Annotated in this window: 27 protein-coding genes and 1 riboswitch; of the genes, 21 read left to right on the top strand and 6 right to left on the bottom strand. The window is 47.8% G+C overall.

Annotated elements, in window-relative coordinates; all coding sequences use genetic code 11:
* The first annotated feature begins 32 nt into the window (after window positions 1-32).
* The 11 genes from BLW33_RS00395 (at window position 33) to BLW33_RS00345 (ending at window position 9,415) form a co-directional block, all read left to right on the top strand.
* Complete coding sequence (locus tag BLW33_RS00395) at window positions 33-1,484, top strand: 4-hydroxyphenylacetate 3-hydroxylase family protein (protein WP_090304060.1); 1,452 nt, start codon at window positions 33-35, stop codon at window positions 1,482-1,484.
* Between the two features lie 24 nt (window positions 1,485-1,508).
* Entirely contained in the window at window positions 1,509-1,793 is a 285-nt protein-coding gene (locus BLW33_RS00390; protein WP_090304059.1) for a NifU family protein, read from the top strand.
* Complete coding sequence (locus tag BLW33_RS00385) at window positions 1,753-2,505, top strand: 3-hydroxyacyl-ACP dehydratase FabZ family protein (protein ID WP_090304058.1); 753 nt, start codon at window positions 1,753-1,755, stop codon at window positions 2,503-2,505. The genes BLW33_RS00390 and BLW33_RS00385 overlap by 41 nt, the downstream gene beginning before the upstream one ends.
* Window positions 2,506-2,536: 31 nt before the next feature.
* The gene (locus BLW33_RS00380) at window positions 2,537-3,835 is read left to right on the top strand and encodes an acetyl-CoA hydrolase/transferase family protein (RefSeq protein ID WP_090304056.1); all 1,299 of its coding nucleotides are present in this window, start codon (window positions 2,537-2,539) and stop codon (window positions 3,833-3,835) included.
* A gap of 11 nt (window positions 3,836-3,846) precedes the next feature.
* A complete protein-coding gene (locus BLW33_RS00375; RefSeq protein WP_090304055.1) occupies window positions 3,847-4,344 on the top strand; it encodes a DUF1097 domain-containing protein in 498 nt (165 codons plus the stop codon).
* A 74-nt stretch (window positions 4,345-4,418) separates the two neighbouring features.
* Window positions 4,419-4,655: an acyl carrier protein gene (locus BLW33_RS00370; RefSeq protein ID WP_090304053.1), complete on the top strand. Its 237-nt coding sequence runs from the start codon at window positions 4,419-4,421 to the stop codon at window positions 4,653-4,655.
* Between the two features lie 4 nt (window positions 4,656-4,659).
* Window positions 4,660-5,304: an MBL fold metallo-hydrolase gene (locus BLW33_RS00365; protein ID WP_090304051.1), complete on the top strand. Its 645-nt coding sequence runs from the start codon at window positions 4,660-4,662 to the stop codon at window positions 5,302-5,304.
* Entirely contained in the window at window positions 5,294-6,358 is a 1,065-nt protein-coding gene (locus BLW33_RS00360) for a LuxE/PaaK family acyltransferase (protein ID WP_090304049.1), read from the top strand. Before BLW33_RS00365 ends, BLW33_RS00360 begins: the two co-directional genes overlap by 11 nt.
* Window positions 6,348-7,532 carry an acyl-CoA reductase gene (locus BLW33_RS00355; protein ID WP_090304048.1) on the top strand — a complete coding sequence of 395 codons (1,185 nt, stop codon included), beginning with the start codon at window positions 6,348-6,350 and terminating at the stop codon, window positions 7,530-7,532. The genes BLW33_RS00360 and BLW33_RS00355 overlap by 11 nt, the downstream gene beginning before the upstream one ends.
* Before the next feature lie 4 nt (window positions 7,533-7,536).
* Window positions 7,537-8,988, top strand: coding sequence for an AMP-binding protein (locus tag BLW33_RS00350; RefSeq protein ID WP_090304046.1), 1,452 nt, complete (start codon window positions 7,537-7,539; stop codon window positions 8,986-8,988).
* 10 nt (window positions 8,989-8,998) lie between these two features.
* Window positions 8,999-9,415, top strand: coding sequence for a C-GCAxxG-C-C family protein (locus BLW33_RS00345; RefSeq protein ID WP_090304045.1), 417 nt, complete (start codon window positions 8,999-9,001; stop codon window positions 9,413-9,415).
* Window positions 9,416-9,480: 65 nt separating this feature from the next.
* Here the strand turns inward: BLW33_RS00345 and BLW33_RS00340 are convergent, their stop codons facing one another.
* From BLW33_RS00340 to BLW33_RS00325, 4 genes are all read right to left on the bottom strand, one after another.
* Window positions 9,481-10,101 (bottom strand): flavodoxin family protein, encoded by a 621-nt coding sequence (locus tag BLW33_RS00340; protein ID WP_090304043.1) that lies wholly within the window; start codon window positions 10,099-10,101, stop codon window positions 9,481-9,483.
* Window positions 10,102-10,105: 4 nt separating this feature from the next.
* Complete coding sequence (locus BLW33_RS00335; protein WP_090304041.1) at window positions 10,106-11,164, bottom strand: galactitol-1-phosphate 5-dehydrogenase; 1,059 nt, start codon at window positions 11,162-11,164, stop codon at window positions 10,106-10,108.
* Window positions 11,165-11,176: 12 nt separating this feature from the next.
* Entirely contained in the window at window positions 11,177-12,220 is a 1,044-nt protein-coding gene (locus BLW33_RS00330) for a zinc-dependent dehydrogenase (RefSeq protein ID WP_090304040.1), read from the bottom strand.
* Window positions 12,221-12,305: 85 nt separating this feature from the next.
* On the bottom strand, window positions 12,306-13,202 hold the full coding sequence (locus tag BLW33_RS00325) for a MurR/RpiR family transcriptional regulator (protein WP_090304038.1): 897 nt from the start codon (window positions 13,200-13,202) through the stop codon (window positions 12,306-12,308).
* Window positions 13,203-13,388: 186 nt separating this feature from the next.
* Between BLW33_RS00325 and BLW33_RS00320 the strand changes: the two genes are divergently transcribed.
* The 6 genes from BLW33_RS00320 to BLW33_RS00295 all read left to right on the top strand — a co-directional run bounded on the left by BLW33_RS00320 (window position 13,389) and on the right by BLW33_RS00295 (window position 19,535).
* Complete coding sequence (locus BLW33_RS00320; protein ID WP_090304037.1) at window positions 13,389-14,222, top strand: SDR family oxidoreductase; 834 nt, start codon at window positions 13,389-13,391, stop codon at window positions 14,220-14,222.
* A gap of 26 nt (window positions 14,223-14,248) precedes the next feature.
* Window positions 14,249-15,748 (top strand): glycerol kinase GlpK, encoded by a 1,500-nt coding sequence (gene glpK, locus BLW33_RS00315; protein WP_090304035.1) that lies wholly within the window; start codon window positions 14,249-14,251, stop codon window positions 15,746-15,748.
* A gap of 17 nt (window positions 15,749-15,765) precedes the next feature.
* Window positions 15,766-16,449, top strand: a complete 684-nt coding sequence (gene deoC, locus BLW33_RS00310; RefSeq protein ID WP_176966558.1) for a deoxyribose-phosphate aldolase — start codon at window positions 15,766-15,768, stop codon at window positions 16,447-16,449.
* Between the two features lie 15 nt (window positions 16,450-16,464).
* On the top strand, window positions 16,465-17,550 hold the full coding sequence (locus BLW33_RS00305) for a PTS fructose transporter subunit IIC (RefSeq protein WP_090304032.1): 1,086 nt from the start codon (window positions 16,465-16,467) through the stop codon (window positions 17,548-17,550).
* Window positions 17,543-18,361, top strand: coding sequence for a Cof-type HAD-IIB family hydrolase (locus BLW33_RS00300; RefSeq protein ID WP_090304031.1), 819 nt, complete (start codon window positions 17,543-17,545; stop codon window positions 18,359-18,361). The genes BLW33_RS00305 and BLW33_RS00300 overlap by 8 nt, the downstream gene beginning before the upstream one ends.
* Window positions 18,362-18,632: 271 nt before the next feature.
* Complete coding sequence (locus BLW33_RS00295; protein ID WP_090304029.1) at window positions 18,633-19,535, top strand: YitT family protein; 903 nt, start codon at window positions 18,633-18,635, stop codon at window positions 19,533-19,535.
* A gap of 122 nt (window positions 19,536-19,657) precedes the next feature.
* Here the strand turns inward: BLW33_RS00295 and BLW33_RS00290 are convergent, their stop codons facing one another.
* On the bottom strand, window positions 19,658-20,038 hold the full coding sequence (locus tag BLW33_RS00290; protein WP_090304027.1) for a fluoride efflux transporter FluC: 381 nt from the start codon (window positions 20,036-20,038) through the stop codon (window positions 19,658-19,660).
* Complete coding sequence (locus BLW33_RS00285) at window positions 20,031-20,417, bottom strand: fluoride efflux transporter FluC (protein WP_176966557.1); 387 nt, start codon at window positions 20,415-20,417, stop codon at window positions 20,031-20,033. Before BLW33_RS00285 ends, BLW33_RS00290 begins: the two co-directional genes overlap by 8 nt.
* A gap of 49 nt (window positions 20,418-20,466) precedes the next feature.
* A riboswitch (Fluoride riboswitch) is annotated at window positions 20,467-20,538 on the bottom strand.
* 186 nt (window positions 20,539-20,724) lie between these two features.
* Between BLW33_RS00285 and BLW33_RS00280 the strand changes: the two genes are divergently transcribed.
* The 4 genes from BLW33_RS00280 to BLW33_RS00265 all read left to right on the top strand — a co-directional run bounded on the left by BLW33_RS00280 (window position 20,725) and on the right by BLW33_RS00265 (window position 24,748).
* Entirely contained in the window at window positions 20,725-21,273 is a 549-nt protein-coding gene (locus BLW33_RS00280) for a V4R domain-containing protein (RefSeq protein ID WP_090304024.1), read from the top strand.
* Window positions 21,273-22,511 (top strand): sensor domain-containing diguanylate cyclase, encoded by a 1,239-nt coding sequence (locus BLW33_RS00275; RefSeq protein WP_176966556.1) that lies wholly within the window; start codon window positions 21,273-21,275, stop codon window positions 22,509-22,511. Before BLW33_RS00280 ends, BLW33_RS00275 begins: the two co-directional genes overlap by 1 nt.
* Before the next feature lie 68 nt (window positions 22,512-22,579).
* Window positions 22,580-23,788 (top strand): pyridoxal phosphate-dependent aminotransferase, encoded by a 1,209-nt coding sequence (locus BLW33_RS00270; protein WP_090304021.1) that lies wholly within the window; start codon window positions 22,580-22,582, stop codon window positions 23,786-23,788.
* A gap of 12 nt (window positions 23,789-23,800) precedes the next feature.
* Complete coding sequence (locus tag BLW33_RS00265) at window positions 23,801-24,748, top strand: 3'-5' exoribonuclease YhaM family protein (protein ID WP_090304019.1); 948 nt, start codon at window positions 23,801-23,803, stop codon at window positions 24,746-24,748.
* Window positions 24,749-24,767: the final 19 nt, after the last annotated feature.

Genomic DNA, 24,767 nt, shown 5'->3' with positions numbered 1-24,767 from the left:
ATTAAGAAGAAAAAGAAAGAGGAGAAAACAAAATGGCTTTAATGACAGGTGAACAATATATCGAAAGCATCCGCAAGATTCCTATGGAAATTTATATGTTTGGTAAGAAGGTGGAGAACCCGGTGGATGATCCCATTCTCCGCCCCTCACTGAACTCGGTCCGTATGACCTACGATTTGGCTCAGATGCCGGAATATCAGGATCTGATGACCGTCATCAGCCCGGAAACCGGGGAACGGATCAACCGCTTCACCCACATCCATCGTTCTACCGATGATTTGATGAAAAAGGTGAAGATGCAGCGTCTCTGCGGACAGAAGACCGCTTCCTGCTTCCAGCGCTGCGTGGGGATGGATGCCTTCAATGCAGAATACTCCACCACTTTTGAATGTGATAAGAAATACGGTACGAACTACCACGAAAACTTCAAAAAGTTCTTGGATTATTCCCAGAAGAATGACCTTACTGTAGATGGCGCCATGACAGACCCCAAGGGAGACCGTTCCAAGGCACCCCATCAGCAGGATGATCCGGATATGTACCTGCGGGTTGTGGAACGCCGGGAAGACGGTGTCGTCGTTCGAGGTGCTAAAGCCCATCAGACTGGGATTATCAACAGCCACGAAGTCATTGTGATGCCGACCATTGCTATGGGTCCGGATGATAAGGACTATGCGATTTCCTTCGCCATCCCCATGGACACCAAGGGCCTGTTCATGATCATCGGCCGTCAGAGCTGTGACACCCGTAAGATGGAAAACACCACCATGGATGTGGGGAATTCTGAATTCGGTGGAGTGGAAGCCCTCACCATCTTCGACGACGTCTTCGTGCCCAATGACCGCATCTTCTTAAATGGAGAAACCGAGTTCGCCGGCATGCTGGTAGAACGCTTCGCAGGCTACCATCGCCAGAGCTATGGTGGGTGTAAGGTGGGCGTGGGCGACGTGCTCATTGGGGCTGCTGCAGTAGCCGCAGATTACAATGGCGCTGCCCGGGCATCCCACGTGAAGGATAAGCTCATCGAAATGACCCATCTGAATGAAACCCTGTATGCCTGCGGGATTGCCTGCTCGGCAGAGGGGACTCCCACCGAAAGCGGTAACTACATCATCGACCTGCTCTTAGCCAATGTGTGTAAACAGAATGTGACCCGCTTCCCCTACGAAATCGTCCGATTAGCGGAGGACATCGCCGGTGGTATTATGGTTACCGCCCCGTCAGAAGCAGATTTCAGGGATTCCAAAATCGGGCCCATCGTCGATAAATACTTAAAGGGTGTCAGCGAAGTCACCACAGAAAACCGTCTGCGTATCCTGCGTCTGGTCGAAAACCTGGCCCTTGGAACCGCGGCTGTCGGCTATCGGACAGAGTCCATGCACGGCGCAGGCTCACCCCAGGCACAGCGAATCATGATTGCCCGTCAGGGGAATTTAGCTCATAAAAAGGTTCTGGCAAAGGCCATCGCCCATATTGAAGAATAATTAGCCCAGTGAGGAGGCGCCATAGTGGAAAGCAGAATACAAGCAGTGATTACAGAATACATAAAGCCCCTTTTAGGAAGCCACGGTGGCGCTATGGAGGTGGTGAACCTCGAAGATGGGGTTCTCCGCTTCCGACTCACAGGCCAATGTGCGGGCTGTCCCGCAGCGGATTTGACCAGTGAAAATTTGATTAAAACAGAACTCATGGAACGTGTGCCGGAGTTGAAGGATGTGGTTCTGATTCAATCCATCAGCTCAGGATTACTGGATGAGGCCAGGCGCATCCTGGAACAGCGCCATGGAGGCTAAGCTGGTGGTGGGCATCCGCTACTGTGGTGGGTGTAATCCTCGGTATGACCGGGTGGCGCTAGTCCAGCGCCTTCGGAAAAAGCTTCCACAGGTAACCTTCGTCCCAGCAGAGGAGGGGCGGTCCTACGACGCCCTCCTCCTGTGCCAGGGCTGTCCAGCCCAATGCGCACCGGTGGATGGCCTGGTGGTACCACCCTCCAAATGGATCACCCTAAGTGGCGATGGGGATTATCGTGATGCCCTTACCCGTCTCTCCACAGGAATGAAAGCACAAAATAGTCAAGGACTGACCCATCAGCAGATTTTAGATATTCTGCCCCATCGGAATCCACTGTGTCTGATTGACACCGTGGAGGTGTTGGCCCCGGGGGAGAGCATACAGGCAACCTGGACACCCAGAAGAGAAATGACTGTTTTTCAGGGACATTTTCCAGAGCATAAGATTTTGCCAGGGGTCTATCTGGTGGAAGCCATGGCCCAGGCTGCAGATATCATTATCCTGAAGGACCAGAGTGATAAGAAAAAGCTTCCATTATTAATGGAAATCAGGAAGGCTCAGATTCGGCAGGCGGTTCATCCGGGAGATTGTTTGAACATTCATGCCGACTTATTAGCAGCGCGATTGGAATATCAACTGTATGTTTGCCGTGGTCAGGTTTTTCGTAACCGGGAGTTGGTGGCGGAAACGGAGATGACCCTGTCCCTGCAATAAAAATGAAATGAAAAGAAAAAGAGGTAGTTTAATGGATTGGAAAACATATTATGATGAGCATTTGGCAACGGCGCAAGAAGCCGTCGATGTCATTAAATCCGGGGATCGTGTAGTTCTTGCCCATGCCTGTGGTGAGCCCTGCCATATTGTAGAGGCCATGGTGGATAATGCCGAGGCCTACCAGGATGTGGAAATCGTCCACATGGTAGCCATGGGTAAGGGACGATACTGCCAGCCAGAGTATGCTGGTGTCTTTCGACACAATGCGCTCTTCGTCGGGGGGAGTACCCGGGCGGCAGTAGCAGAAGGACGGGCAGATTTTATTCCCAGCTTCTTCTTTGAAATTCCCCGGTTGTTTGAAACGACCTTGCCGGTGGATGTGGCCATGGTCATGGTCTCACCTCCGAATGAAAAGGGGATGTGTTCTCTGGGCGTTTCGGTGGACTACACCTATCAGGCTGTGCTGCAGGCGAAGAAGGTCATCGCCCAGGTTAATCCACAAATGCCCCACACCGGCGCCCATAGCCTGGTTTCCGTCAAGGAGTTTGACTGCATTGTGGAGTATGAAGAGCCCATTATAGAGCTGGCCCCACCGACCATCGGAGAGGTGGAAAAGGCCATTGGAGAAAACTGCGCCTCGTTGATTGATGATGGCGCTACCCTCCAGCTTGGAATTGGTGCTATTCCAGATGCCGTTCTGCTGTTCCTCAAGGACAAGAAGGATCTGGGGATTCACTCTGAGATGATTTCTGACGGTGTAGTGGAGCTGGTGGAAGCCGGAGTCATCACCAATGCTAGAAAGAACTTCCATCCGGGCAAATTCGTCATCACATTTTTGATGGGAACCCGCAGATTGTACGATTTTGTGGATCATAACCCCAATGTGGAGCTGCGTCCTGTGGACTATGTCAACAATCCCTTTATCATTGCACAAAATGATAATCTGGTTTCCATTAACTCCTGTGTCCAGGTAGACCTGATGGGACAGGTTGCTTCTGAAAGCATTGGCCCTAAGCAGATTTCTGGTGTGGGCGGACAGGTTGATTTTGTCCGAGGCGCTTCGGCCAGCAAGGGTGGGATTTCCATTATGGCCATGCCCTCAACGGTTAAAGGGAAATTCTCTAAAATCGTCCCCCTGTTGGATGAAGGTGCAGCCATTACCACCTCTCGAAATGATGTGGATTATGTGGTGACAGAGTACGGCATTGCCCCCCTTAAAGGTCGTACCCTAAAAGAACGGGCGGCCAATCTGATTAAAATCGCCCATCCGGATTTCCGAGACGACTTGGTGGAAGAGTTCGAACGCCGCTTTAAGTGTGCCTTCGCATAGGGAGAGCTGATGTGAAGCTTGAAAAAATCGATTTTTCCGTGGCTATCCTAGCGGCCCTGGCATGTGTATTTATCACAATCCAGGTTCCTGTTTGGGCCATCTTTGTGGGATGGGCCTGGTATTTCGCCCTAGGTGCGACACCAAATCTCATTAAAACGAGTATCCTGCCCATGCTCTTGGGAGCAGTCTTAGCTGTTCTTGCTTTTTTACTCATCGATTGGTTTGGTGGGCTAATGCCTTCACTGGCAGCTTTGGCTTTAGCAGTCTTCATCACTGTATTCCTATTGATGCTGGGATTAAAGATTCCGGCCTGTGGTGTGTCCCTCGTGGCATTCAATGCCTACTCCTGCATCTTCGTGGGCTATGGGGCCGGTGCCTTCATGGCCATCCCAGGGATACCGCCTCTGCTCAATGCGGTCCTTTGGATTAGTGGTGCCAACGTCATTGGGTTGATCTTTGGATATTTAAGTGTAAAGGTGACGACCATCGGATTAGGAATAAAAGAATAGTCGTGTCGAAATGAACTGGGGGGTCTGCTTGATGTGGATCCCCTGTTTTCAATTGTAGTAGAAAGAAGGATAAAATGACAAATATCGAAAAATACGATCAGCTTTTTATAAAAATTCTCAGGGTAGCCCCGGAGGAACTGGCAAACCTTCGCTATCGGAGACATAAATCCTGGGATTCCATTGGCCATATGGATTTAATGAATGCCATGGAAGAAACCTTTGGGGTGAATATGGGAACCCTGGATGTGCTGGATTTTTCCTCCTACCAAAAGGGGAAGGAAATCCTGGCCAAGTACGACGTCACCATTTAGTGCGATGCTGACCATTTCCGTCCATTGCGATCCTTTGACTGAGAGCAATGGCTACCTCTTGCAGTGTCGAGATGAGGCGCTGATTATTGATCCCAACGACGCAGTGGGCCTCGGGGGGATGCTGGGAAGTACCGCGCTGACGACCATTATTCTGACCCATGAGCACTGTGACCACATTGCCGGGTTATCGGAGCTGAGAAGTCGTTGGCCCCAGGCTTCGGTGATTGCGTCGCAGGCATGCAGTCAGGCACTGGGCAATGCAGGACTTAATATGTCGCGAATGATGTCTGTGTACCTGGCCTTCCAGGGAAAGGGGGATATTGATTATCCCGGCTTTGTCTGTGAGGGGGCGAGCCGGACCTTTGAGGAAAGACTAAGACTAGAATGGCAGGGACATTTGCTCGAATGCGTTGGATTGCCCGGACATACCGGTGGCAGTACGGCCATCCTCCTGGATGGCGAACGCCTTTTTTCTGGGGACTACCTCATCCCCGGGGGAGAAACCATTACCCGGCTGCCCGGTGGAAGCCCAGAACGCTATACCGAAAAAACACTGCCGTGGCTAAAGGGGTTGAATCCGGGACTTCACGTGTTCCCTGGGCATGGTGAGCCCTATGTTTTGAGAAAGGAAGTTCTCGATGCGCTATGATGATTTACTAAAACAATCACCTTACACCCTGGAAAGGGAAGACAAAAAACAGCTACTGGAATCGCTTATGAATCCCCTGACTCGCTATCATCGGGAGCATTGCCAGGAGTATGGGCGCATCGTTACGGCATTGGGATATCGGGGCGAGCCCTTGCCCTTAGAGGCTATTCCCTTTATTCCGGTGGCCTTGTTCAAAACAATGACCTTGAAAAGCAGGGAAGACGGACTTAACCCGATGGTGTCATCGGGTACCACCAGCCAGCAATGTTCCACCGTTTTTTTAGATGAGCAGAATGCAGGCTGGCAACAACAGACACTCATTAATATTGTGGCTGATTTTATTGGGAATCGGCGGATCCCCATGCTGATCCTGGACTCTCCAGGCGTACTGCGAAAACGGGCGGCCTTCTCTGCCCGAGGAGCAGGAATCCTTGGTTTTTCTATTTTCGGCTCACCAGTGTGCTATGCCCTCAATGAGGATATGACCCTGAATGAAGCAGCTGTTATGGAATTCGCCAGTCATTACCGTGAAGGGCCTGTTTTATTATTTGGATTTACCGCTCTGGTGTGGGAATACGTCTATAAGGTGCTGAGACGGCAAAAGCTGAATCTGGATTTTAAGCAGGGCTATCTCATCCACGGTGGAGGGTGGAAAAAACTGGCAGACCAGCAGGTTTCCAGTGTGATTTATCGCAGGGAGCTGGAAAGGGTTTTTGGAGCTGTTACAATCATCAATTATTATGGCATGATTGAGCAAACCGGGAGCATCTATATGGCGTGTCCTGAGGGCCATCTTCATGCCAGCATCTATTCGGAAATATATATCCGCCGGCCCGTGGATTTTTCCCTCTGCGAGAAGGGGGAGGAGGGACTGATCCAGGTGCTCTCACCCATGGCGGTAGCTTATCCAGGTCACTCCGTGTTAACCGAGGATCTCGGTGTGCTGTTGGGAGAGGACGACTGCCCCTGTGGTCGGAAGGGCAAGTATTTTAAGGTTCTAGGACGTCTGCCAAAGGCTGAGGTTCGGGGGTGTAGTGATACCTATGAATTCTAATGAAATAACCTATTTAGTGGGAGAAGGCCAACGCCCATCCCAGTGTTATACGGTCTGTGAACCGGTGGTTTGCCAGTTCTTGGAAACCCTTGGACAGGCGCTAAAAAAAGAACCCACCATCGAAAATAAAACCGCTGCTTCAGTCTTTGCCTTTTGGTGTCGCCCAGGCAATCTGATGGCACTAGGGAAAGGATACGGTCAGTATGCCATGGGTCGAGGGCATATCTTTCATATCGCACCAGCCAATATGCCGCTCTTCTTCCTCTATACACTGGCGGTGGGCCTTCTTTCTGGAAATAGCAATGTGATTCGTATCTCTGAGCGTCGGTATGCCGATGATCTGGCAGCCTGTCGTGTCCTTAAAAGAGTGCTACGGATGGACTGTTATCAGAGCCTGGCCCAGCGCGTTTGCATTTTAACCTATCCAAGGGATGCGGCGGGGTGGACCGGGATGCTCAGCCAGGAATGCAATGGACGCATGGTCTGGGGTGGGGATCAAAGCATCACTACCATCCGGAGGATCCCTCTGCCGCCCTATGCGGTGGAATGCTATTTTCCACATCGGGTATCCCTATCCATTCTGGATGAGCAAGTGGTGGGACACCTTGGAAAGGGGGATCTCGATGATTTGGCCAGGCGTTTTTGCAATGACACCTATGCCATGAATCAATTGGCCTGCTCCAGCCCACGTCTGGTGCTCTGGCATGGGAATCAAAGCCCACAGACTAGAGAGGCCTTTTGGAAAGCGGTGGCCCGGCAGGCCATGGACTACGATGCAGGACAGGATGGTCATATCATGGCCCGCTATACGGGGGCCTGTCGGTTTGCCGCTACCCACCATTGGGTCCAGAAAATACGTTCAGATACTCCCGGTGTGTGTCGCCTGGAGTTGCCGGAGGCACTCTTGGATTGGGATCAGGGGGACCTGGGTTTTGGGACTTTTTTAGAAGCGCCCCTGCCGTATTTAGAGTTATTGCACCAATGGGACACCCCACGACTACAGACCATTACGGCCTTTGGGGTGGACGTTTCAGAAATCGGTAATGCCATTCGAAAAACAGGTATGCTGGGCGGTACCCGGATTATTCCGGTGGGTGCTGCATTGGATTTTAACGTGGTTTGGGATGGAGTGGATTTAATAAAAGCCCTATCCCGCACCTGGGGGAAGGAGTAACCAGATGACACTATTTAAGCATGATCCCATCTTCAACCATCGGGTGTTGGCCATCATGGATGAAGGACGGGAAATTGATTATCAGGATATTGACGGTTATGTCCAGAAATTAAAGGGAGTGGTACAGCCGCGAACCCTGTGCTTCATCCTATGTGAGAATAAAGCAGACGTGTTGCTGTTTTATCTCGCGGCACTTCGTATGGATGCTGTACCGCTACTGCTAAATGACAATATTTCATCAGAGGCATTGCGTGAACTCATAAATCTCTACCGGCCGGCATTTTTGTTGTCGGGCCTGGACCACGAAGAGATCAACCAAATGGCCTTGTGCCTAGGACGCATTGAATTCATTACCACCGAAACGGTGCTATATCGCATTGATTGGCCTGAACAACCCCCGCTTCATCCGGACTTGGCTTTACTTTTGACCACATCGGGGAGTACAGGGTCCTCAAAGGTGGTTCGCCTCAGTAAGTGCAATCTTCAGTCCAATGCAGAAGCCATTGCCCAATATTTGGAATTAGAGGAAGATGATCGTCCGGTGACGACCTTGCCCATGTCCTATACCTATGGCCTGTCGGTCATCCACAGCCATCTATTGGTTGGGGCGACGCTGTTGCTTACGACTAAAAGCGTGACAGAACGGGGATTTTGGGAGTTTTGTCAGGAGAACAAGGGGACATCTCTGGCAGGAGTACCCTATACCTACGAGATGATGGATCGATTGAAAATTGATTTGGAGCAGTATCCCTATATCAGGACTTTGACTCAAGCTGGGGGGCATTTATCCGAAGCGCTTCAGGAACGGTATGCCCAGTGGTCGAGTCAGGACCGTCGACGATTCGTCATCATGTACGGGCAAACAGAGGCAACCGCCCGGATGGCGTATCTGCCGCCAGAGGCCATCCAGAGGAAATTGGGGAGTATCGGGATTCCCATACCGGGGGGCGCTTTTGAACTGGTGGATACCGATGGAAGCAGGATTGAGGGGGATTGTCAAAGAGGCGAGCTGGTCTACACCGGCCCCAATGTGGCCATGGGCTATGCCGAGTGCGCCCAGGATCTCGTCAAGGGTGATGAATGGCAAGGCCGATTGTGCACCGGGGATTTGGCCAAACGGGACTCCGAGGGCTACTACTATATCGTTGGTCGGAAAAGCCGATTCGTTAAGTTATATGGCTATCGGGTGAGTTTGGATGAGATTGAGAATAATCTGACGGCTCATTTTCCGGGATATTCCTTTGCCTGCATTGGTCATGATGCGCAAAAAGATCTGGTTATCTTTACAACGGATAGAGCCCCCAAAACAGAGACTGCTGTGACGAATGCATTGGTTGAATTAACACGGCTCCCCTCGAGTGTGTTTAAGGTGTATGCGGTAGAGGCGATTCCGATGAATGCATCTGGAAAAAAGGATTATGTGCGCTTAGAAAAGCGATATCATGGGAAGGATTAGGAATGAGATAGTGGAGAATCAAGTTAAAGAAGCACTTCAATATTATGCAAAGGGGTATACCTGTGCTCAGGCTGTGATGTGTGCCTATGCGGATGAAATGGACATCGACAAGACCATTTTCTACAAAATGGCAGAGGGCTTTGGCGGAGGCTGCGGTGGGATGCAGGAAATCTGTGGTGCCGTATCGGCAGCCTTTGCAATCATCAGCTTCCATTACAGTGATGGAAATCTGGATGACGGAAAAAGCATGAGAAAAACCTATGCGAAAATCAGAGAGGCAGCAGGGCTGTTTAAAGAAGAATTTGGGTCCATCGTATGCAAAGAGGTACTGGATGGGAATAAACCCCAGGCATTTAAATGTGGGAAGAAGGTTCGCGTTGCGGCTGAGATTGTGGATCGGATTATCACGAATAATCAGTTAAATTAGAGATAAAAAAGGCAATTATAACGTCCCTCTAAGGTCGATATAGTTGCCTTTAATTGAGATAAGCGTTATCGAATAAAATTCGTACGCAGAGGTACCTCGTATTCTGGCGCACTGATGCCAAGCGCAGCTCCAGCTTCAATGCACTGCATCAGCCATGCCATGTTTGAGCAAAGCGTACGAATCGTTTGGATACCCTCCTCATCGGTTAAGACCTCGTCTGGGGTAAGGCCATGGACCTGGTTCCAATATTGGGACCCAACGGTAAACATATTCGAAATACCGAAGTATTTGTTAATCTGATCGAAGGCGGAGGCGGCCCCATCTCGACGGCAATTGACGATGGCCGCAGCCGGTTTACCATAAAAGATTCTTGGATTAGAGTAAAACAAGCGATCCATAAAACTGGTTAGACTCCCCGAAGCGCCAGCATAGTGGACGGGAGAAGCAAAGATAAAGGCATCGGCATTCGCCGCTTTTGCGGAGAATTGGTTGACGTTATCCGTGATAATACAGGTATGATTTTTTTTACAGGCTTTGCAATCGAGGCAGCCCGATATTGGAGATTTACCAACCCAAAATTCTTCGGTTTTGATGCCCTGGGAGGCAAAGCAACGAGCCGCCTGTTCCAAAATAGTGTGGATGCAGCCCCTTTGATGGGGGCTGCCGTTAATCAATTGAACTTTCATCGAATTATATCTGGAAGATGATTTTAATGGCATTCAACTGATGGGAATCCAGTGATTTGAAAACCTCGGGAGCGTCGGACAGTGGCAGCTGATGTGAAATCAGCGAACGGACATCCAAACGTTTTTGCTCGAGGTATTCGAGTGTGGCATGCCATTCCTTGCCGGGAAAGGGCGCGGAATAAGAATTCCAAGCACCAGTGATGGTAATCTCATTTCGGACAATGTGTTCAAATATTTCTGGAGGAATAACGACATCCTTATGCGCGGTTCCCAGATAAAGAATCCGTCCGTGCTTTTTAGTACAGGAAATGGCCTGGACCTGTGTAATATTTGAACCTGCATTTTCAATGGTGACATCGACACCTTCACCACCAGAGAGTTGTTTGACAGAAGGGATGACCGATACAGAGCTTGCCTCAATGGTATCCGTTGCCCCTAGATTTTGGGCAAGTGCCAAGCGTTCCGTATCCAAATCGACGGCAATAATCTGCGTGGCCCCCATGATTCGGGCAAATTGGATAGCAAAGAGGCCAATGGGACCACAGCCCAAAATACAAACAGAATCGCCAGGATTGATTTTAATACGCTTCATCCCGTGGAGGGTGACTGCTGCTGGCTCAACTGCAGCACCCTCTTCAAAGGAAATGTTGTCCGGCAATGGGATGATGTTTTGAACCGGTGCTTTGACATATTCGGCAAATCCACCATCTGTTCGGGAACCGAGGTAATTGTAATTTTCGCATTGGCCGTAATTGCCACTCTGGCAATGGGCGCACTGAAAGCAAGGAAGAATGGGGACGACAAGGACCCGATCTCCAATGGAAAAACCATCAACGTCACGACCAAGCTGGTCAATCGTACCGCAGAACTCATGTCCTGGAATCGTGGGGAAATGATAGGTGCCGGAATGCATCACTCGGCCCAAATCCGAACCGCAGATACCTGCGGCTTTCACTCGGACCAGCACGTCATTTTCATCAATCTGTGGGATGGGGACACGCTCGTAGCGTAAATCAGCAGGTGCGTGTAATACTGCGGCCTGCATCGTAGTGTTCGTAATCATCAGTACGCTCCCTTAAAATGTGAAAACAGTTTTCATACCCTTGCCGGATACAGCGTGAGCAAAGGCTTCATTGGCTGATTCGATGGGGAAGCGTGCGGTGACGAGATCACCAATGTTAATTTTCCCAGAAGCTGCGATGGATAAGGATTCATTAAAATCATCCAGGCTGGAACCGGTGGTACCGAGAACGGTCAATTCCTTATAGTGAATGAGATTGGTATTGAGGGTGACCATTTCCTTTCCAGAGGGCATACCACCGAAAAAATTAACCCGGCCGAGGGGAGCCGCCACTTCAAGGGCTAAGGTCTGTAAAGAAGGAACGGAACAGGCTGTGATGACGATATCGGCACCAATACCAGAAGTTTGTTTCAAAACAAAATCTTTAAGATCATGTTTCCCGGAGTTAATGGTGAGATCTGCTCCGTAGTTTTTGATTTCTGAGAGACGCTCGTCAGAAATATCAGCGACAATGATTTTGGTGGCACCGGCTAATTTGTTAATCATGACATGACAGGCACCGATGGGACCAGCACCAATAATTAGAACAGTATCCCCTGGCTTGGTTTGTAACGTGCGATAGGAATGATAGGTGCAGGATAACGGCTCGGTGACCGCAGCTTCCTCAAAGGACATGCTATCAGGAATAGGAATGACATTTCCCTGGCGGATGGCTTCGGCGGGAACACGCATGTATTCCTGGAAGCCGCCATCGTAGCTGATTCCAAAGGCTTCGTAGTCTGGACACATGTTGTTAAGCCCCTTCAAACACATTGGGCATGTTCTACAGCCAACGTTTGGCGGCAGTGAAACACGCATGCCCAGGGGATAGCCGGATACCGCTTCACCACATTTTGCTACAATTCCAGCCACCTCATGTCCGAGTACACGCTTGGATCCTTCGGGGATTTTAAAATGCCCTCCCTTATAAATCCGCAAATCCGTACCACAGATGGCACTGGCCTTAATTTGAATTAACAGTTCGTCTGGTGCAATGTCCGGTACAGGAACTTCCTCAACCCGAATATCTCCGATTCCATAAAAATAAGCAGCTTTCATAAGCACAACCTCCGAATTTTATTCTATGTTTTCATTATAGAATAAAATTTTATTTTGTCAATGGCTTATTTTATGATTTCAGGAGTTATCGGGTTTCTTTTACAGATTGGTATGTTTTATCAAGATTCTCCAACACCTTGTCAAAATTATAGGAAGCATAAATACCATATAGAATGTCAATGACCATGATTTGGGCTGTTTTAGCAGCGGTGGATTCCCAATTGATGGCATTTGTGAGGGGATGGCTATGATCTGCCGTGAAAATAGAAACATCAGATTCTGCAATGATGGGAGAATTAGAATCTGAAGTGATACAGATGGTCTTTCCTCCCTGGGCTTTAGTGTATTTGAGAGTTTGAACGATAGAACGTGTTTTCCCGGAATGGGTGATACCAATGACAAGGGTATTGGCCGTTGTACAGCAGCCCATCATAAGCTGCATGGTATTATCCTTTGGGAAGAAGCATTTTTTCCCTGCGCGGGTAAAGCGCATCACACCTTCTTCGCAGGCAACTGCTGAAGAACCGGTCCCCACAAATAGGATGAGGTCTGCTTCTTCAATGAGACCAACAGCCTCGCGGAGAACACTGTAATTTAGCTGATCCTTGGTAGTCGTCATTACCTGCATATTACGGAAATGAATTTTATCAATAATTGTCTTAATGGATTCATTCATCTGGATATCTTCATAAACGTAGGAAGGCGGTGTATCAGTGAGGTTAGTCTCCTCAGGTGCGTTCATTTCCATAACGGCCTGGGCCAGGGCAAGCTTCAGCGCCTGGTAATTCTTATAGCCCGATTCCTTAACGAATCGGGTAACGGTGGACTCAGCAACACCACAGACGGTGGCCATTTTTTTTATGGTCATGGATTGGCTTTCGTCTAGATGATTTAAAATATAGTCGGCAATCTTGCGAAGGGCAGGGTTATAGTAGGCTAATTTGGATTGAATATCTTCAATGGCATTTCGGTTAGTAGGCATTTTTTCTCCATATATGTAGTAGAATAAAATTTTATTCTATTATTATATGATGAATTCAAGGGGATGTAAAGCCCGATAAACTAAGGCAAAGAATATAAAATAAAAATTTATTCTATATTTACATTGACACGAATAAAATTTTATTTTATACTATGGTCATAAAAACATTTAAAGCGCGTTTTAAAAATGAAAGGGTTAAATATGGGAACAAGTAAAAAACTTCAAAATAAGATTGCATTAATCACTGGAGGCGCCTCAGGCATTGGGGAGGCCATTGCAAAAATCTATGCATCTGAAGGATGTCATATGTTGCTGGTAGATCTTAATGGGGAACGTCTTGAAACTGTTGTAGAGGAAGTCAGAGCCTTTGGTGTGGAGTGTGAAGGTATAACGGCGGATGTTTCGGATGAAGAATCTGTCATTAGCTTTTTTAAAGCTGCGATGGATAAATGGGGGCGCATTGACTTAGTAGTTAATAGTGCTGGCCGGGATTCACTTGCACCCCCGATTTCTCAGGTCACGATGGAAGAATGGAATAAAACCATTGGTCCAAATCTGACGGGTGTATTCCTGTGTTGTCGCGAGGCGTTCAGAGTGATGGAAAATCAGGAAACTGGAGGACGGATTATGAATATCGGTTCTTCCTCAACGAAAGTAGCTTCTTGCCCGGGCCACAGCCCTTATCGCGCCTCTAAACATGGTATGCTGGGATTGAGCAAGAATATCCTTTTGGAAGGCATGAATAAGAATATCGGTGTTACGGTTATTAATCCCTCCCATGTTAAGACACCCATGACTGAGGTTATTGACAGTGGGGAATATGATGGTGGCTTAACGGCTTATGTTGAAGGATGGCTGGATGAAAAGGAAATGAAGGAAGGAATCCATGCTAGCTGCATCGATGTTTCTAATGTTGCAGAAATTGCATTGTTTGTAGCAACGAGAACACCAGATGTCACGATTCCCACGATTTCCTTCTATCCGACGCATAAGATTCCACGCTACGGTATGGAAGTTTAGAAATAATATTGAAGAGAGGTATTATTATGGAAAAAAAGTATATTTTAGCCTTTGATGCCGGAACCACGGGGTGTCGTTCCATCGTATTTGATAAAAAAGGTGAGATGGTTTCGATGGCTTATCAGGAATTCAAACAGATTTATCCTAATCCGGGTTGGGTAGAGCATAATCCGGTTGAAATCTGGAATGCCCAATACAGTACCGCTCAAAAAGCAATCTTTGATGCTGGGATTAAGCCGGAAGAAGTGGCAGGAATCGGGATTACAAATCAACGGGAAACCGCTGTAATTTGGGAGAAATCCACAGGAAAGCCGATTATGAACGCTCTGGTTTGGCAGGATTGCCGGACCGCCGATTTCTGCGATGAGCTCAAAGAACGGGGCTTGTCTGAATATGTGAACCAAACAACGGGGCTGCTCATTGACTCTTACTTTTCAGGAACAAAGGTCAAATGGATGCTGGATCATGTGGAGGGTGCTAGAGAAAAAGCCGAAAAGGACGAATTGCTATTTGGAACCATCGATACATGGCTCATCTGGAACTTAACCGGAGGTAGCACCCATGTCATTGACTATTCCAATGCATCACGGACGCTGCTTTTCAATATCAATGACGTCAAATGGGATGAGCGGATGCTCAGTGAGCTGGATATCCCGAAATCCATCCTTCCAGATCCCAGACCTTCCAGCGAGGTGTATGGTATGACGGATCCCACAATATTCTTTGGATCAAGCATCCCTGTGGCCGCTGCCATTGGTGATCAGCAGGGCGCACTTTTTGGTCAGGCCTGTTTTAATGAAGGTATGGTGAAAGCGACCTATGGAACTGGTGGATCCCTTATGATGAACACGGGATTCGAACCCATCAAATCCAAGAATGGTTTGTTGACTACCATTGCCTGGGGACTTGATGGTAAGGTGGAATATGCAATTGAAGGCCTGCTCTATGTTGTTGGGGCTTCAGTCCAGTGGTTGCGGGATGAGCTGCGCTTTATCTCCGAAGCAGATGAAACAGAATTCTTTGCAAAAAAAGTTAAGGATACAAATGGGGTATATGTTGTCCCTGCCTTTGTGGGGCTCTCAGCGCCTTATTGGGATCAGCACGCCCGGGGTGCCATCCTTGGGCTGACCCGAGGGACGAACCGAAAGCATATCATAAGAGCTGTGCTGGAATCCATGGGGTATCAAATCCGTGATGTGATCGAATGCATGGAGACTGATTCTGGCATTAAGAATACCGAATTAAAGGTGGATGGCGGGGCCTGCAAAAATAACTTTGTGATGCAGTTCCAGTCAGACCTGTTAGGTGTTCCCGTTGTGCGACCAAAATTTGTGGAATCCACTGCCCGTGGGGCCGCATTCCTTGCAGGCTTAGCCACTGGTTTCTGGAAGAGTAAGGATGAGCTTCTGGGGGCATTTGAGTTAGATCAGAAGTTTGAACCGGAAATTAGCCGGGAAGAAAGCAACCAACTCTATAAGGGCTGGCAGGAAGCTGTGGATTGCGTATTAACCAATAAAACAAAATAATGGGAGTTCAAATAATTATGGAAAAATTAACAGTTGAAGCGTTAGCAAATTACTTTGATCACACATGTTTAGCAGCAGATGCTAAGGTGAGTGATTTTGAAAAACTCTGCCAGGAAAGCAAGGACTATGGCTTTAAAATGGTGGCTATTAACTCCGCTCCTGTGGCCCTTTGTAAAAGCTTATTAGAGGATTCAGCCGTCCATGTTGGGGCAGCAATCAGCTTCCCCCTCGGCCAAACTGTCCTGGAAACAAAGTGCTTTGAAACTGAGAAAGCCATTGAAGAGGGTGCAGATGAGATTGATTATGTGATTAATCTGGTTGAGCTGAAAAAAGGCAATTGGGACTATCTGGAAAAGGAAATGGAAGCAATCGTTGGGATCTGTCGTAAAAACGATGTTCTGTCAAAGGTTATCTTTGAAAATTGTTTATTGACAGCAGAAGAAATTGTCAAGATGGCTGAGATTGCAAAGAAGGTCAAACCCGACTTTATTAAGACATCGACAGGATTTTCAACCGGTGGCGCAACGGTAGAAGATGTTCAACTAATGAAATCTGTTGTTGGTGATACGGTAAAGGTCAAAGCCGCAGGTGGTATTCGGGATTTAGAAACCTGTCTTGCCATGATTGAAGCGGGTGCGGAACGAATTGGTAGCTCCAGCAGCGTTAAAATTGTTGAAGAGTATAAAAAACAGAATAACTAACCGGGGGAGAAAAACGTGGAAAGTACGGGTAATAAAAAATTCTTTGACCATATGTTAGAAGGTCTGAATGCAATGATTCCCTTTGTGGTAGCCGGTGGGATTCTCATGGCTATTGGGTTTGCTGTTTCTGGTGCGGATGCTATGTCTGCACCAGAAGATGGACTGGGAACTTTAGGACAGGTCATTTATGGCATCGGTAGTGGACATACCATGTCGTTGATGTTTCTAATCGTCGGTGGCTTTATCGCGACGTCCATTGCGGATAATCGGGCGCTTCTTGCGGGTATGGTTGGCGGCAGTATTGCTGCGAGTAACGGCTCCACCTTTTTGGGTGCGGTCATTGGTGGTTTTCTGGCGGGCTACTGTGTTAAGCTGATGGTGAAGTACATTAAGCTTCCAGAGGCACTCAATGGTGTTTATGAAATTTTAATCATTCCCGTAGGGTCGACCTTAGCCGTTGGTCTGATTTGTACATATGTCGTGGGAATGCCGGTGGCTTTCCTGATGGACAGCCTGACGGGGCTTTTAAATAGCATGCAGGGCGGTAGCTTGATTCTACTGTGTGCCGTGCTGGGCGCAATGATGGCGGTTGACCTGTGTGGACCTATCCTGCGCGTTGCCTATTTCTTCGGTGTTGCAGCTGTCGTGGCCCAGCCGGGCGTTCCGCAGGTGGTTATGGGGGCCGTTATTGCAGCGGGGATGATTCCCCCTCTAGCAATGGCATTGGCTTCGACGATTCAAAAAAAGAAGTTTACAGAGCAGGAGATTGAAGCCGGGAAGGCCGCCTGGATTTTAGGGGCATCCCTAATTTGTGAAGGCTACATTCCTTTTGCCATTAATGACCCAAAACGTGTAATACCTGCCTGTGCTATCGGTTCTGCGGTAGCAGGTGTGATTATTGCTTTGTTCAAAACAGGGACTACTGTGGTCCATGGCGGGATTTTCATCTTGCCTATCCCGGGTGCTGTTGAAAATCCCCTTGGATTCATTGTGGCGATTCTTGCAGGGACAATTACTGCTGCAGCAATAACCCTTATCTTAAAGAAACCGGTGGTAACCGCGGAAAGTCAGCCACAATCTGAAGAAGATTTAAATGTGTAAAGGTGAAATAAAACTATTGGTTTGTGATTTGGATGGAACGCTATTAAATTCCTCACATCAAATTTCAAATAATACCATGATGAAGCTGGAAAAAGTTCAAGAAATAGGTATTCCGATTGCCATTGCGACTGGGAGACCATTGTCTGAATGCCTGTTGTACATCGACGAAATCCAAGCATACCCCTATATTATTAGTATGAATGGGGCCATGACCATTAACTTAAGTAGTGGGGAAATAGTACATCAGGATTTTATCTCTCAAAAGGATGTACAATCTGTTCTTGAAGTATTGGAAGAACTTTCAGTATTTTATGAAATGTATACTCCTTATGGTTTGATGACAATTCCTCCTGTCAAAAGTCGGATAAAGAGTAGCGGCTTACATCCTTCCTATATTGAATCGTTTGGGAATCAAATCCTGTATTTACAAAACATTCAAATGTATTCACATCGCGTGCATAAATTCTTTGTGGCAACGACAGATGAAACTATTAAGCCACGTATTGAAGAAGCACTGATAAATAAGGATGTGCTTGTTGTATCATCATTAGGTGCTTTTGTGGAAATTATTCCTAAAACATGCGACAAGACTGTGGGCGTGGCAGCTGTTTGTAAGGATATGGGTATTTCCCTTGCTGAAGTAATGGCTATTGGTGATAGTCAAAATGATATGACACTCTTAAAACGTGCAGGTATCGGTATTGCTATGGAAAATGCTCCGAGTACAGTAAAAAAGAACGCAGATTATATTACAACATCAAATGACAAAGATGGTGTAGCGAAAGCATTACTTGATTTGCTGAAACTCTAGAACTCACTTAAATCTGCCGAAGAAATAATGGCTGTATATTAATGTTTGTATAACAGCATAGAATGGCGATTTTGAGAAATCAAAGTCGTCATTTTACCGTTACACCTTAAAACTCAAAGTGAATTAGCAAAACAGAAATATACAACACTGCAAAAAAGGAAGGAAGCTTGTTTCGAGAAGCAAAGGATAAAGAAAACATTTGCCGACGTTGCCAAAAAGACTCCACCGTGGGATAATAAGGGCAATGTAAATCGAATGGAGACGCGCAAAAATGAAACAACAAATAAAGGCTATTTATCACAAGCATCAGGAGCCCATCGATAAGGCGAGAAAAATCGCCTTCCGGATGATCCTCTTGACGATGTCAGCTGTTCTTACCGCAGTGAATACCAAAACCTTCATCAGTGCGGGGAACTTATTTCCCGGAGGGGTTGGTGGGATTACCCTCTTGATCCAACGGATTGCGGCCACTTATTTTAATACAGCCATTGGCTACACCCCCATTAATATTTTACTCAATGCTATCCCGGTGTATATTGGCTTTCGATATCTCGGTAAGAAGTTTACGGCTTATTCCTGCTATACCATTGTGCTGGCGGCTGTGATTACGGATATGATTCCCTCCTATGTCATCACCTACGATGTGCTGCTCATCAGTATTTTTGGCGGGGTCATCGGTGGCTTTGCCTCGGTCCTGTGCCTCTGGGTGGACGCGACGGCCGGCGGAATGGATTTTATCTCCATTTTCCTGTCCCTGCGCAAGGGCATGGATGCCTGGAACCTTATTCTGGGCTTCAATGTGGTCATCCTAATGCTGGCAGGGGTTCTCTTTGGATGGGATCAGGCACTCTATTCCATGATCTTCCAATATGCCTTTACCCAGGTGATCACGACCCTGTACCATAAGTACCAGCAGCAGACCCTTTTTATACTAACGGAAAAACCCCAGGAGGTTTGCCAGGCCATTTATGAGATTAGCCGCCATGGGGCGACCATTTTAAATGGCGTGGGTTCTTATGAATTGGTGGAGCGCAATATGGTGTACTCCATCGTCTCCAGGGGAGAGGTTAAGCAGATTATGAATGAAATGCGAAGGATTGATCCCAACGCCTTTGTGAATTCTATTCGGACCCAGGAAATCCAAGGGTATTTTTATCAAAAGCCAACGGAATAAAAAAGAGCTGTATAGGCGCATATCCAGAATCTGTCCGTTTTTACGGGCGTTTTGCCGCAGGGTTCCCTCATAGGTGAACCCGTTTTTTTCGAGGATTCGAATAGAGCGGCCGGAGGACCTTGTCAGCGGCTGAGACCGTAGCCAATGGCCATTCCCAGAAATCCGAGAGTAAGGCCAGCGGAAAGGGTAAGGACGGCGTAGAGACCAGCGTGATAAGGGTGCCCATCGCCATGAATTCGGAGAATCTCATGGTTAAAGGTCGAAAAGGTGGTAAAGCCACCCATCATACCGGTGCCGAGAAATAAGAGCTTGGCATCCCCGGCACCAAAACCGGATAAGAATCCCAGGCAAAAGGTTCCAAGGCTGTTAATTAAAAAGGTGGCCAGGGGAAAACGGCCACCGTTATGGGCGGAGAGGAGACGGGTGATGCTGTAGCGCAGGATAGCACCAAAGCCACCCCCCAGACCCACGAAAAAAAGTGCCAGGCCATTATAATCACCCATCGATCCGAACCCGGCCTTTCGTTAAACGCTGCCCAATGGCCATACCGAGGGCAATCCCCAATAGACCACTGAGCATTCCGCTGGCAGCATAGGTAAAGGCTGAGAGGAAATGACCGCTTTGTAAAAAGCCCAGGGCTTCATTACAAAAGGTGGAGAAGGTGGTAAAGGCACCAATAAACCCAACCCCCAGGGCTGTTTTGAGTTTCTGAGTGCCTTGGGTATGCTCTGGCATACATTGGTAGATGAGCTCGAGTAAAATACAGCCTAAAAAATTGATGGCCAGCGTGGGCCAGGGCATCATTGGTTTCAGGAACAGGCCCAGGGCATACCGACTGGCAGCACCGGCAATTCCCATCAAAAAAATCCATAAAACTTGCAAAAAATTCGCCTCCCATTCTAAGACAATACAAAAAGGGCTGATGCCTCCACTTATCGTAGAAGCCATCAGCCCTTGGCGGTTTCGACAGATGTCGTGGGAGATCTTCATTCCCATTTAAAAGCCTAACAAATTTAAAAAAGTCTGTCAAATTTTCTGGCATTTTCATTAAGAAAAATGCCGTTAAATCCATTTCAATCGGAATTATAGGGTAAAAAGTAAAGACAGCCTTAATAAATGGGGTAAAACAGTGTATAATAGGGACATCAATAAAAGATATTAAGGAAGTACAGTAGAAACGAGGGTGGATATGTCAAATATTTTTTTACAAGGACCCCATAACCGTTTTACCTGGGATAAGCTTGGGGACATCAAAGACGGACGGAAAAATCTGGGGGAATCCATGCCGGTTTTGGTCTATCGCCTGCTGGAATACAGTATGAATCATGTCCTCACGGATAAGCTGGGGGTAGAAGGGGCGAATGACGTTTTTCGAGATGCGGGTCATTTAGCCGGTACAGAATTTGCAAAGAATATGTTACCCCTGGATGCACCCCTTGGAACGTTTCTGGCAGAACTCCAGCGGATTCTTCAAGAACTTAAAATCGGAATCCTTCGAATGGAGGAAATGGATGAAGAGAGTGGTATCTTCACCCTGACCGTTGCAGAGGATTTGGATTGCAGTGGCCTACCACCAACGGATGAGGTCGTCTGTAATTATGATGAGGGGTTTATCGCAGGGATTATGACGGTTTACACTGGAAGGACCTATAAAGTACAGGAGATTGACTGTTGGGCCAGCGGGGCCCGGGTATGCCGCTTCCAGGGGCGAGTAATGGACAAGGGAATGGGATCGTAATGGCCAAACAGCCAGAAAAAGCATTATTTGAATATTTAAGGGATATCCTGTATCGGACGGATTATGCCTGTCTGGATATGGCTGAGATACCAGAGGCCTTCAAACCTTTAGCCCAGGGGCTTCATTGGCTCCACCAATGTGTGAAGGAACAAAAAGCCTTTGGAGAGGATCTGGCTCAGGGCGATTTAGATGCCACACCACCGGGAGTAGAAAACACCCTGGCTGCTCCACTTAAGGCGGTCCAAGGCAGTCTAAAGCATATTGCATGGCAAGCCAGACAGCTTCCCAAGGGCGATTATGGTCAGCATATCGATTATATGGGAGAGTTTGCTGATATTTTAAATACGATGGTTGATCAATTGGCCGCGCAGCACCAGGCTCTACTGGATGAAAAGCATCTGGTGGAAGAGCAAAACAAAATTTTGGGCCAATATTATAGTCTGTTTCTTTCCCTTACGGAGAGTACGGATGAAGCCATTATTGTGCTGGATGAGAAGACAGGAGAACCCCAGTACCTTAATCCAGCGGCGTTGGTTTTTGAAGAAAACTATGGGGATCGTCTGGATGTTATCCGATATCAGCTGGGGCAGGTATCGGAAGAGAATTTAACCCAGGGCGAACCCTGGATTTTAGAAATAGAGGCAGATGGTCAGAAGTCAGCCCTTTATTTGCGCGTTGTTTCCCATAGCTTAGGTTGGAATGGCCGGGATACCATTGTCCATGTCATTCGGGATAAGACCGATGAGCGGCAAAAGGAAGCTGTTTTGAGCGATATGGTTTATCGAGATGCATTAACCGGTTTGTACAACCGTCGTTATGGGATGGAAAAGGTAGAGGAATGGATTGCTGAAGGGTATCATTTTACCATTTCCTTTATCGACATTGATGATTTAAAAACCTGTAATGATGCCTTCGGACATGATAAAGGGGATGAGTATATCTGCCTTGTTGCGACTACCCTGAAAGGGTGTAGCGATCATGAAGTGATTTGCCGAATGGGTGGGGATGAATTCCTTTTATTGACCATGGGGGGGCAACAAGAGCAAATTGATGGATGGCTTGAAAAACAGCGGCAATGGATATTATCCCAACAGATGACAGGAGTCCGGGGGGTTCGCCCTTGCTTTAGCTATGGGACCAGTGTGGTCAGCCCGGGATGGAGCCATGATGCTGATTATTATTTGGGGAAAGCCGATCACCGGATGTACGAGTATAAACGGGTGAATAAAATCCGATAGCTTATCTTGATAATTATAACCCACAAGGCTATAATGATTAAATATGCTATAAATAAGGATGGTGTCATATGGAAACATCGAAACGTGTACAGGGCATGGGAGAGCCAGCCCTGCTTAAATATTATCCCCTGGTCGATGCAGTCAAGGAAAAGGGGAAAGCCGTGTATTATCTGAATATCGGGCAGCCAGATATCGAGACTCCGCCGGATTTCATGCGCAAGGTCAATGAGATCAAGGAGCAGGTACTGGCTTATGCTGCGCCGGAGGGGGAAGCGGCCCTGCGCACTGAGGCTTGTAAATATTACGATCGGTACAATCTGCACTATTCTCCAGAGGAAATGCTCATTACCAATGGGGGGAGTGAGGCCCTGCTTTTTACCTTTCTGACGATCTGTAACCCTGGGGATCAGATTATCACTCCGGAGCCGCTTTACAGTATTTACAAGGAAATGGCCTCGGCCACCAGTGTGGAGCTGGTGGGAATTAAGACCTACACCGAGGACGGCTTCAGCCTGCCGGATCGGGAGGCGATTGAAGCCCTGGTGACGGATCGGACCAAGGCCATCCTCATCACCAATCCCGGGAATCCCACGGGGAAGGTTTACACCAAGGAAGAGATTGAAATCCTCCGGGATGTGGCGGCAGAAAATGATTTGTATATTGTGTCGGATGAGGTGTATCGGGAATTCGTCTACGATGGCATGGCCTATGTCAGTCCTGGGCATTATTCTCAAATCAGTCAGAACTGTATCATTGTGGATAGCATTTCCAAGCGCTTTTCGGCCTGTGGGGCCCGGATTGGCTTTATCCTGTCAAAGAATAAAAAATTGATGCATGAAATTCGAAAGCTCTGTCAGATGCGTCTGGCGGTATCTTCGGTGGATCAGGCCGGTGCAGCGGAGCTGTTCAAGCTGGGTATCGACTTTTTTGACAAGGTTCTGGCAGAATATACCCATCGGCGGGATATTGTGGCAGAATGCCTGGCACAGATGGACGGTGTGGTGGGCAAAGTACCAACGGGCGCTTTTTATTACATGGTTAAGCTGCCAGTAAAGGATGCCTGCGATTTTATTGAATGGTTAATTACAGATTTTGATTACCAGGGCGAAACCGTGCTGCTGTCCCCAGCCAATGATTTCTATATCCATCCCGGGGATGGGGTGGACGAGGTGCGTCTGGCCTATGTGTTGGGCGAAAAGGATTTGCGCAAGGCGATGAAGGCTTTGGAAGAAGGCCTGATCGCCTACAAAGCGGCTTATCCCCAGCGCTGTAAATAGAAGGAGACTGGAATGAAGATCAAAAAATTAAAAAAAGGGGACAATGTCCTGGGTTATTTATTCATTAAAAACCAACTGGTGAAAACCGCTGCCAATGGGAGCCGTTATTTTAATATGACCCTTTCCGATGCGGACTTCGATACCATTGAAGCCAAGATGTGGAATGTTCAGGAGGCCGATGAGGAAGAATTTACCGGTGGCCAACTGATTAAAATCAAAGGGGTGGTCCAGGAGTATAATGGTCGTCTCCAGCTTATTGTGAACCGGATTCGTCAGGCCAATGCCGGGGATGATGTGGCGCTGGATGATTACGTCCAGACGGCACCGGTGAAGGTGGCTGAGATGATGGCCGATGTGTACGCCACCATTGATGGCTTTGAGAATGGGGATTTAGCCACCATTACCCGGACCATCCTCTCAGATAAGGAGGATAAGCTGACCTATGTACCGGCGGCTAAATCCTTTCACCATGCCATTAAGGGCGGACTGTTGTATCATACCTGGTCTATGCTGCAAATCGGAAAATCCCTCACCCCCCTGTATCCCTTTTTAAACAGCGATCTGCTGTATGCGGGCATCCTCCTCCACGATATCGGAAAGATTACGGAAATGGTGTCCGATGCCAACGGCAGTGTGTCCGATTATTCCCCAGAGGGGAAGCTCCTGGGGCATATTGTGACGGAAATTGTGGAAATTGAGGAATATGGCAAGCGTCTGGATACGGATGCCGAGGTACTCCTTCTCCTCAAGCATATGATTTTATCCCATCACTACGAAGCGGAGTACGGCTCTCCGGTGCGCCCTATGTTCCCTGAGGCGGAGCTTCTGCACCATATCGATATTATCGATGCCCGGATGAACACCATGGAGAAGATTGAAAAGGGCCTTACGCCAGGTAGCTTTTCTGAAAAGGTATGGGGCTTGGATAATATCCAAATGTATCGGCCTTCGATTAAATAACTTAAAGGGGGGTACAATC

The sequence above is a fragment of the Eubacterium aggregans genome (assembly GCF_900107815.1).
GTDB classification, from domain to species: Bacteria; Bacillota; Clostridia; order Eubacteriales; family Eubacteriaceae; genus Eubacterium_O; species Eubacterium_O aggregans.
This window is presented reverse-complemented; position numbering and strand designations above follow the sequence as displayed.

What these genes read in the sequence shown, in the direction of transcription:
- BLW33_RS00395 (WP_090304060.1), top strand. Translation starts at nt 33, where the DNA reads ATGGCTTTAATGACAGGTGAACAATATATCGAAAGCATCCGCAAGATT.
- BLW33_RS00385 (WP_090304058.1), top strand. Translation starts at nt 1,753, where the DNA reads ATGAGGCCAGGCGCATCCTGGAACAGCGCCATGGAGGCTAAGCTGGTG.
- BLW33_RS00380 (WP_090304056.1), top strand. Translation starts at nt 2,537, where the DNA reads ATGGATTGGAAAACATATTATGATGAGCATTTGGCAACGGCGCAAGAA.
- BLW33_RS00370 (WP_090304053.1), top strand. Translation starts at nt 4,419, where the DNA reads ATGACAAATATCGAAAAATACGATCAGCTTTTTATAAAAATTCTCAGG.
- BLW33_RS00365 (WP_090304051.1), top strand. Translation starts at nt 4,660, where the DNA reads ATGCTGACCATTTCCGTCCATTGCGATCCTTTGACTGAGAGCAATGGC.
- BLW33_RS00360 (WP_090304049.1), top strand. Translation starts at nt 5,294, where the DNA reads ATGCGCTATGATGATTTACTAAAACAATCACCTTACACCCTGGAAAGG.
- BLW33_RS00355 (WP_090304048.1), top strand. Translation starts at nt 6,348, where the DNA reads ATGAATTCTAATGAAATAACCTATTTAGTGGGAGAAGGCCAACGCCCA.
- BLW33_RS00350 (WP_090304046.1), top strand. Translation starts at nt 7,537, where the DNA reads ATGACACTATTTAAGCATGATCCCATCTTCAACCATCGGGTGTTGGCC.
- BLW33_RS00340 (WP_090304043.1), bottom strand. Translation starts at nt 10,101, where the DNA reads ATGAAAGTTCAATTGATTAACGGCAGCCCCCATCAAAGGGGCTGCATC.
- BLW33_RS00335 (WP_090304041.1), bottom strand. Translation starts at nt 11,164, where the DNA reads ATGATTACGAACACTACGATGCAGGCCGCAGTATTACACGCACCTGCT.
- BLW33_RS00330 (WP_090304040.1), bottom strand. Translation starts at nt 12,220, where the DNA reads ATGAAAGCTGCTTATTTTTATGGAATCGGAGATATTCGGGTTGAGGAA.
- BLW33_RS00325 (WP_090304038.1), bottom strand. Translation starts at nt 13,202, where the DNA reads ATGCCTACTAACCGAAATGCCATTGAAGATATTCAATCCAAATTAGCC.
- BLW33_RS00320 (WP_090304037.1), top strand. Translation starts at nt 13,389, where the DNA reads ATGAAAGGGTTAAATATGGGAACAAGTAAAAAACTTCAAAATAAGATT.
- glpK (WP_090304035.1), top strand. Translation starts at nt 14,249, where the DNA reads ATGGAAAAAAAGTATATTTTAGCCTTTGATGCCGGAACCACGGGGTGT.
- deoC (WP_176966558.1), top strand. Translation starts at nt 15,766, where the DNA reads ATGGAAAAATTAACAGTTGAAGCGTTAGCAAATTACTTTGATCACACA.
- BLW33_RS00300 (WP_090304031.1), top strand. Translation starts at nt 17,543, where the DNA reads ATGTGTAAAGGTGAAATAAAACTATTGGTTTGTGATTTGGATGGAACG.
- BLW33_RS00295 (WP_090304029.1), top strand. Translation starts at nt 18,633, where the DNA reads ATGAAACAACAAATAAAGGCTATTTATCACAAGCATCAGGAGCCCATC.
- BLW33_RS00290 (WP_090304027.1), bottom strand. Translation starts at nt 20,038, where the DNA reads ATGGGTGATTATAATGGCCTGGCACTTTTTTTCGTGGGTCTGGGGGGT.
- BLW33_RS00280 (WP_090304024.1), top strand. Translation starts at nt 20,725, where the DNA reads ATGTCAAATATTTTTTTACAAGGACCCCATAACCGTTTTACCTGGGAT.
- BLW33_RS00275 (WP_176966556.1), top strand. Translation starts at nt 21,273, where the DNA reads ATGGCCAAACAGCCAGAAAAAGCATTATTTGAATATTTAAGGGATATC.
- BLW33_RS00270 (WP_090304021.1), top strand. Translation starts at nt 22,580, where the DNA reads ATGGAAACATCGAAACGTGTACAGGGCATGGGAGAGCCAGCCCTGCTT.
- BLW33_RS00265 (WP_090304019.1), top strand. Translation starts at nt 23,801, where the DNA reads ATGAAGATCAAAAAATTAAAAAAAGGGGACAATGTCCTGGGTTATTTA.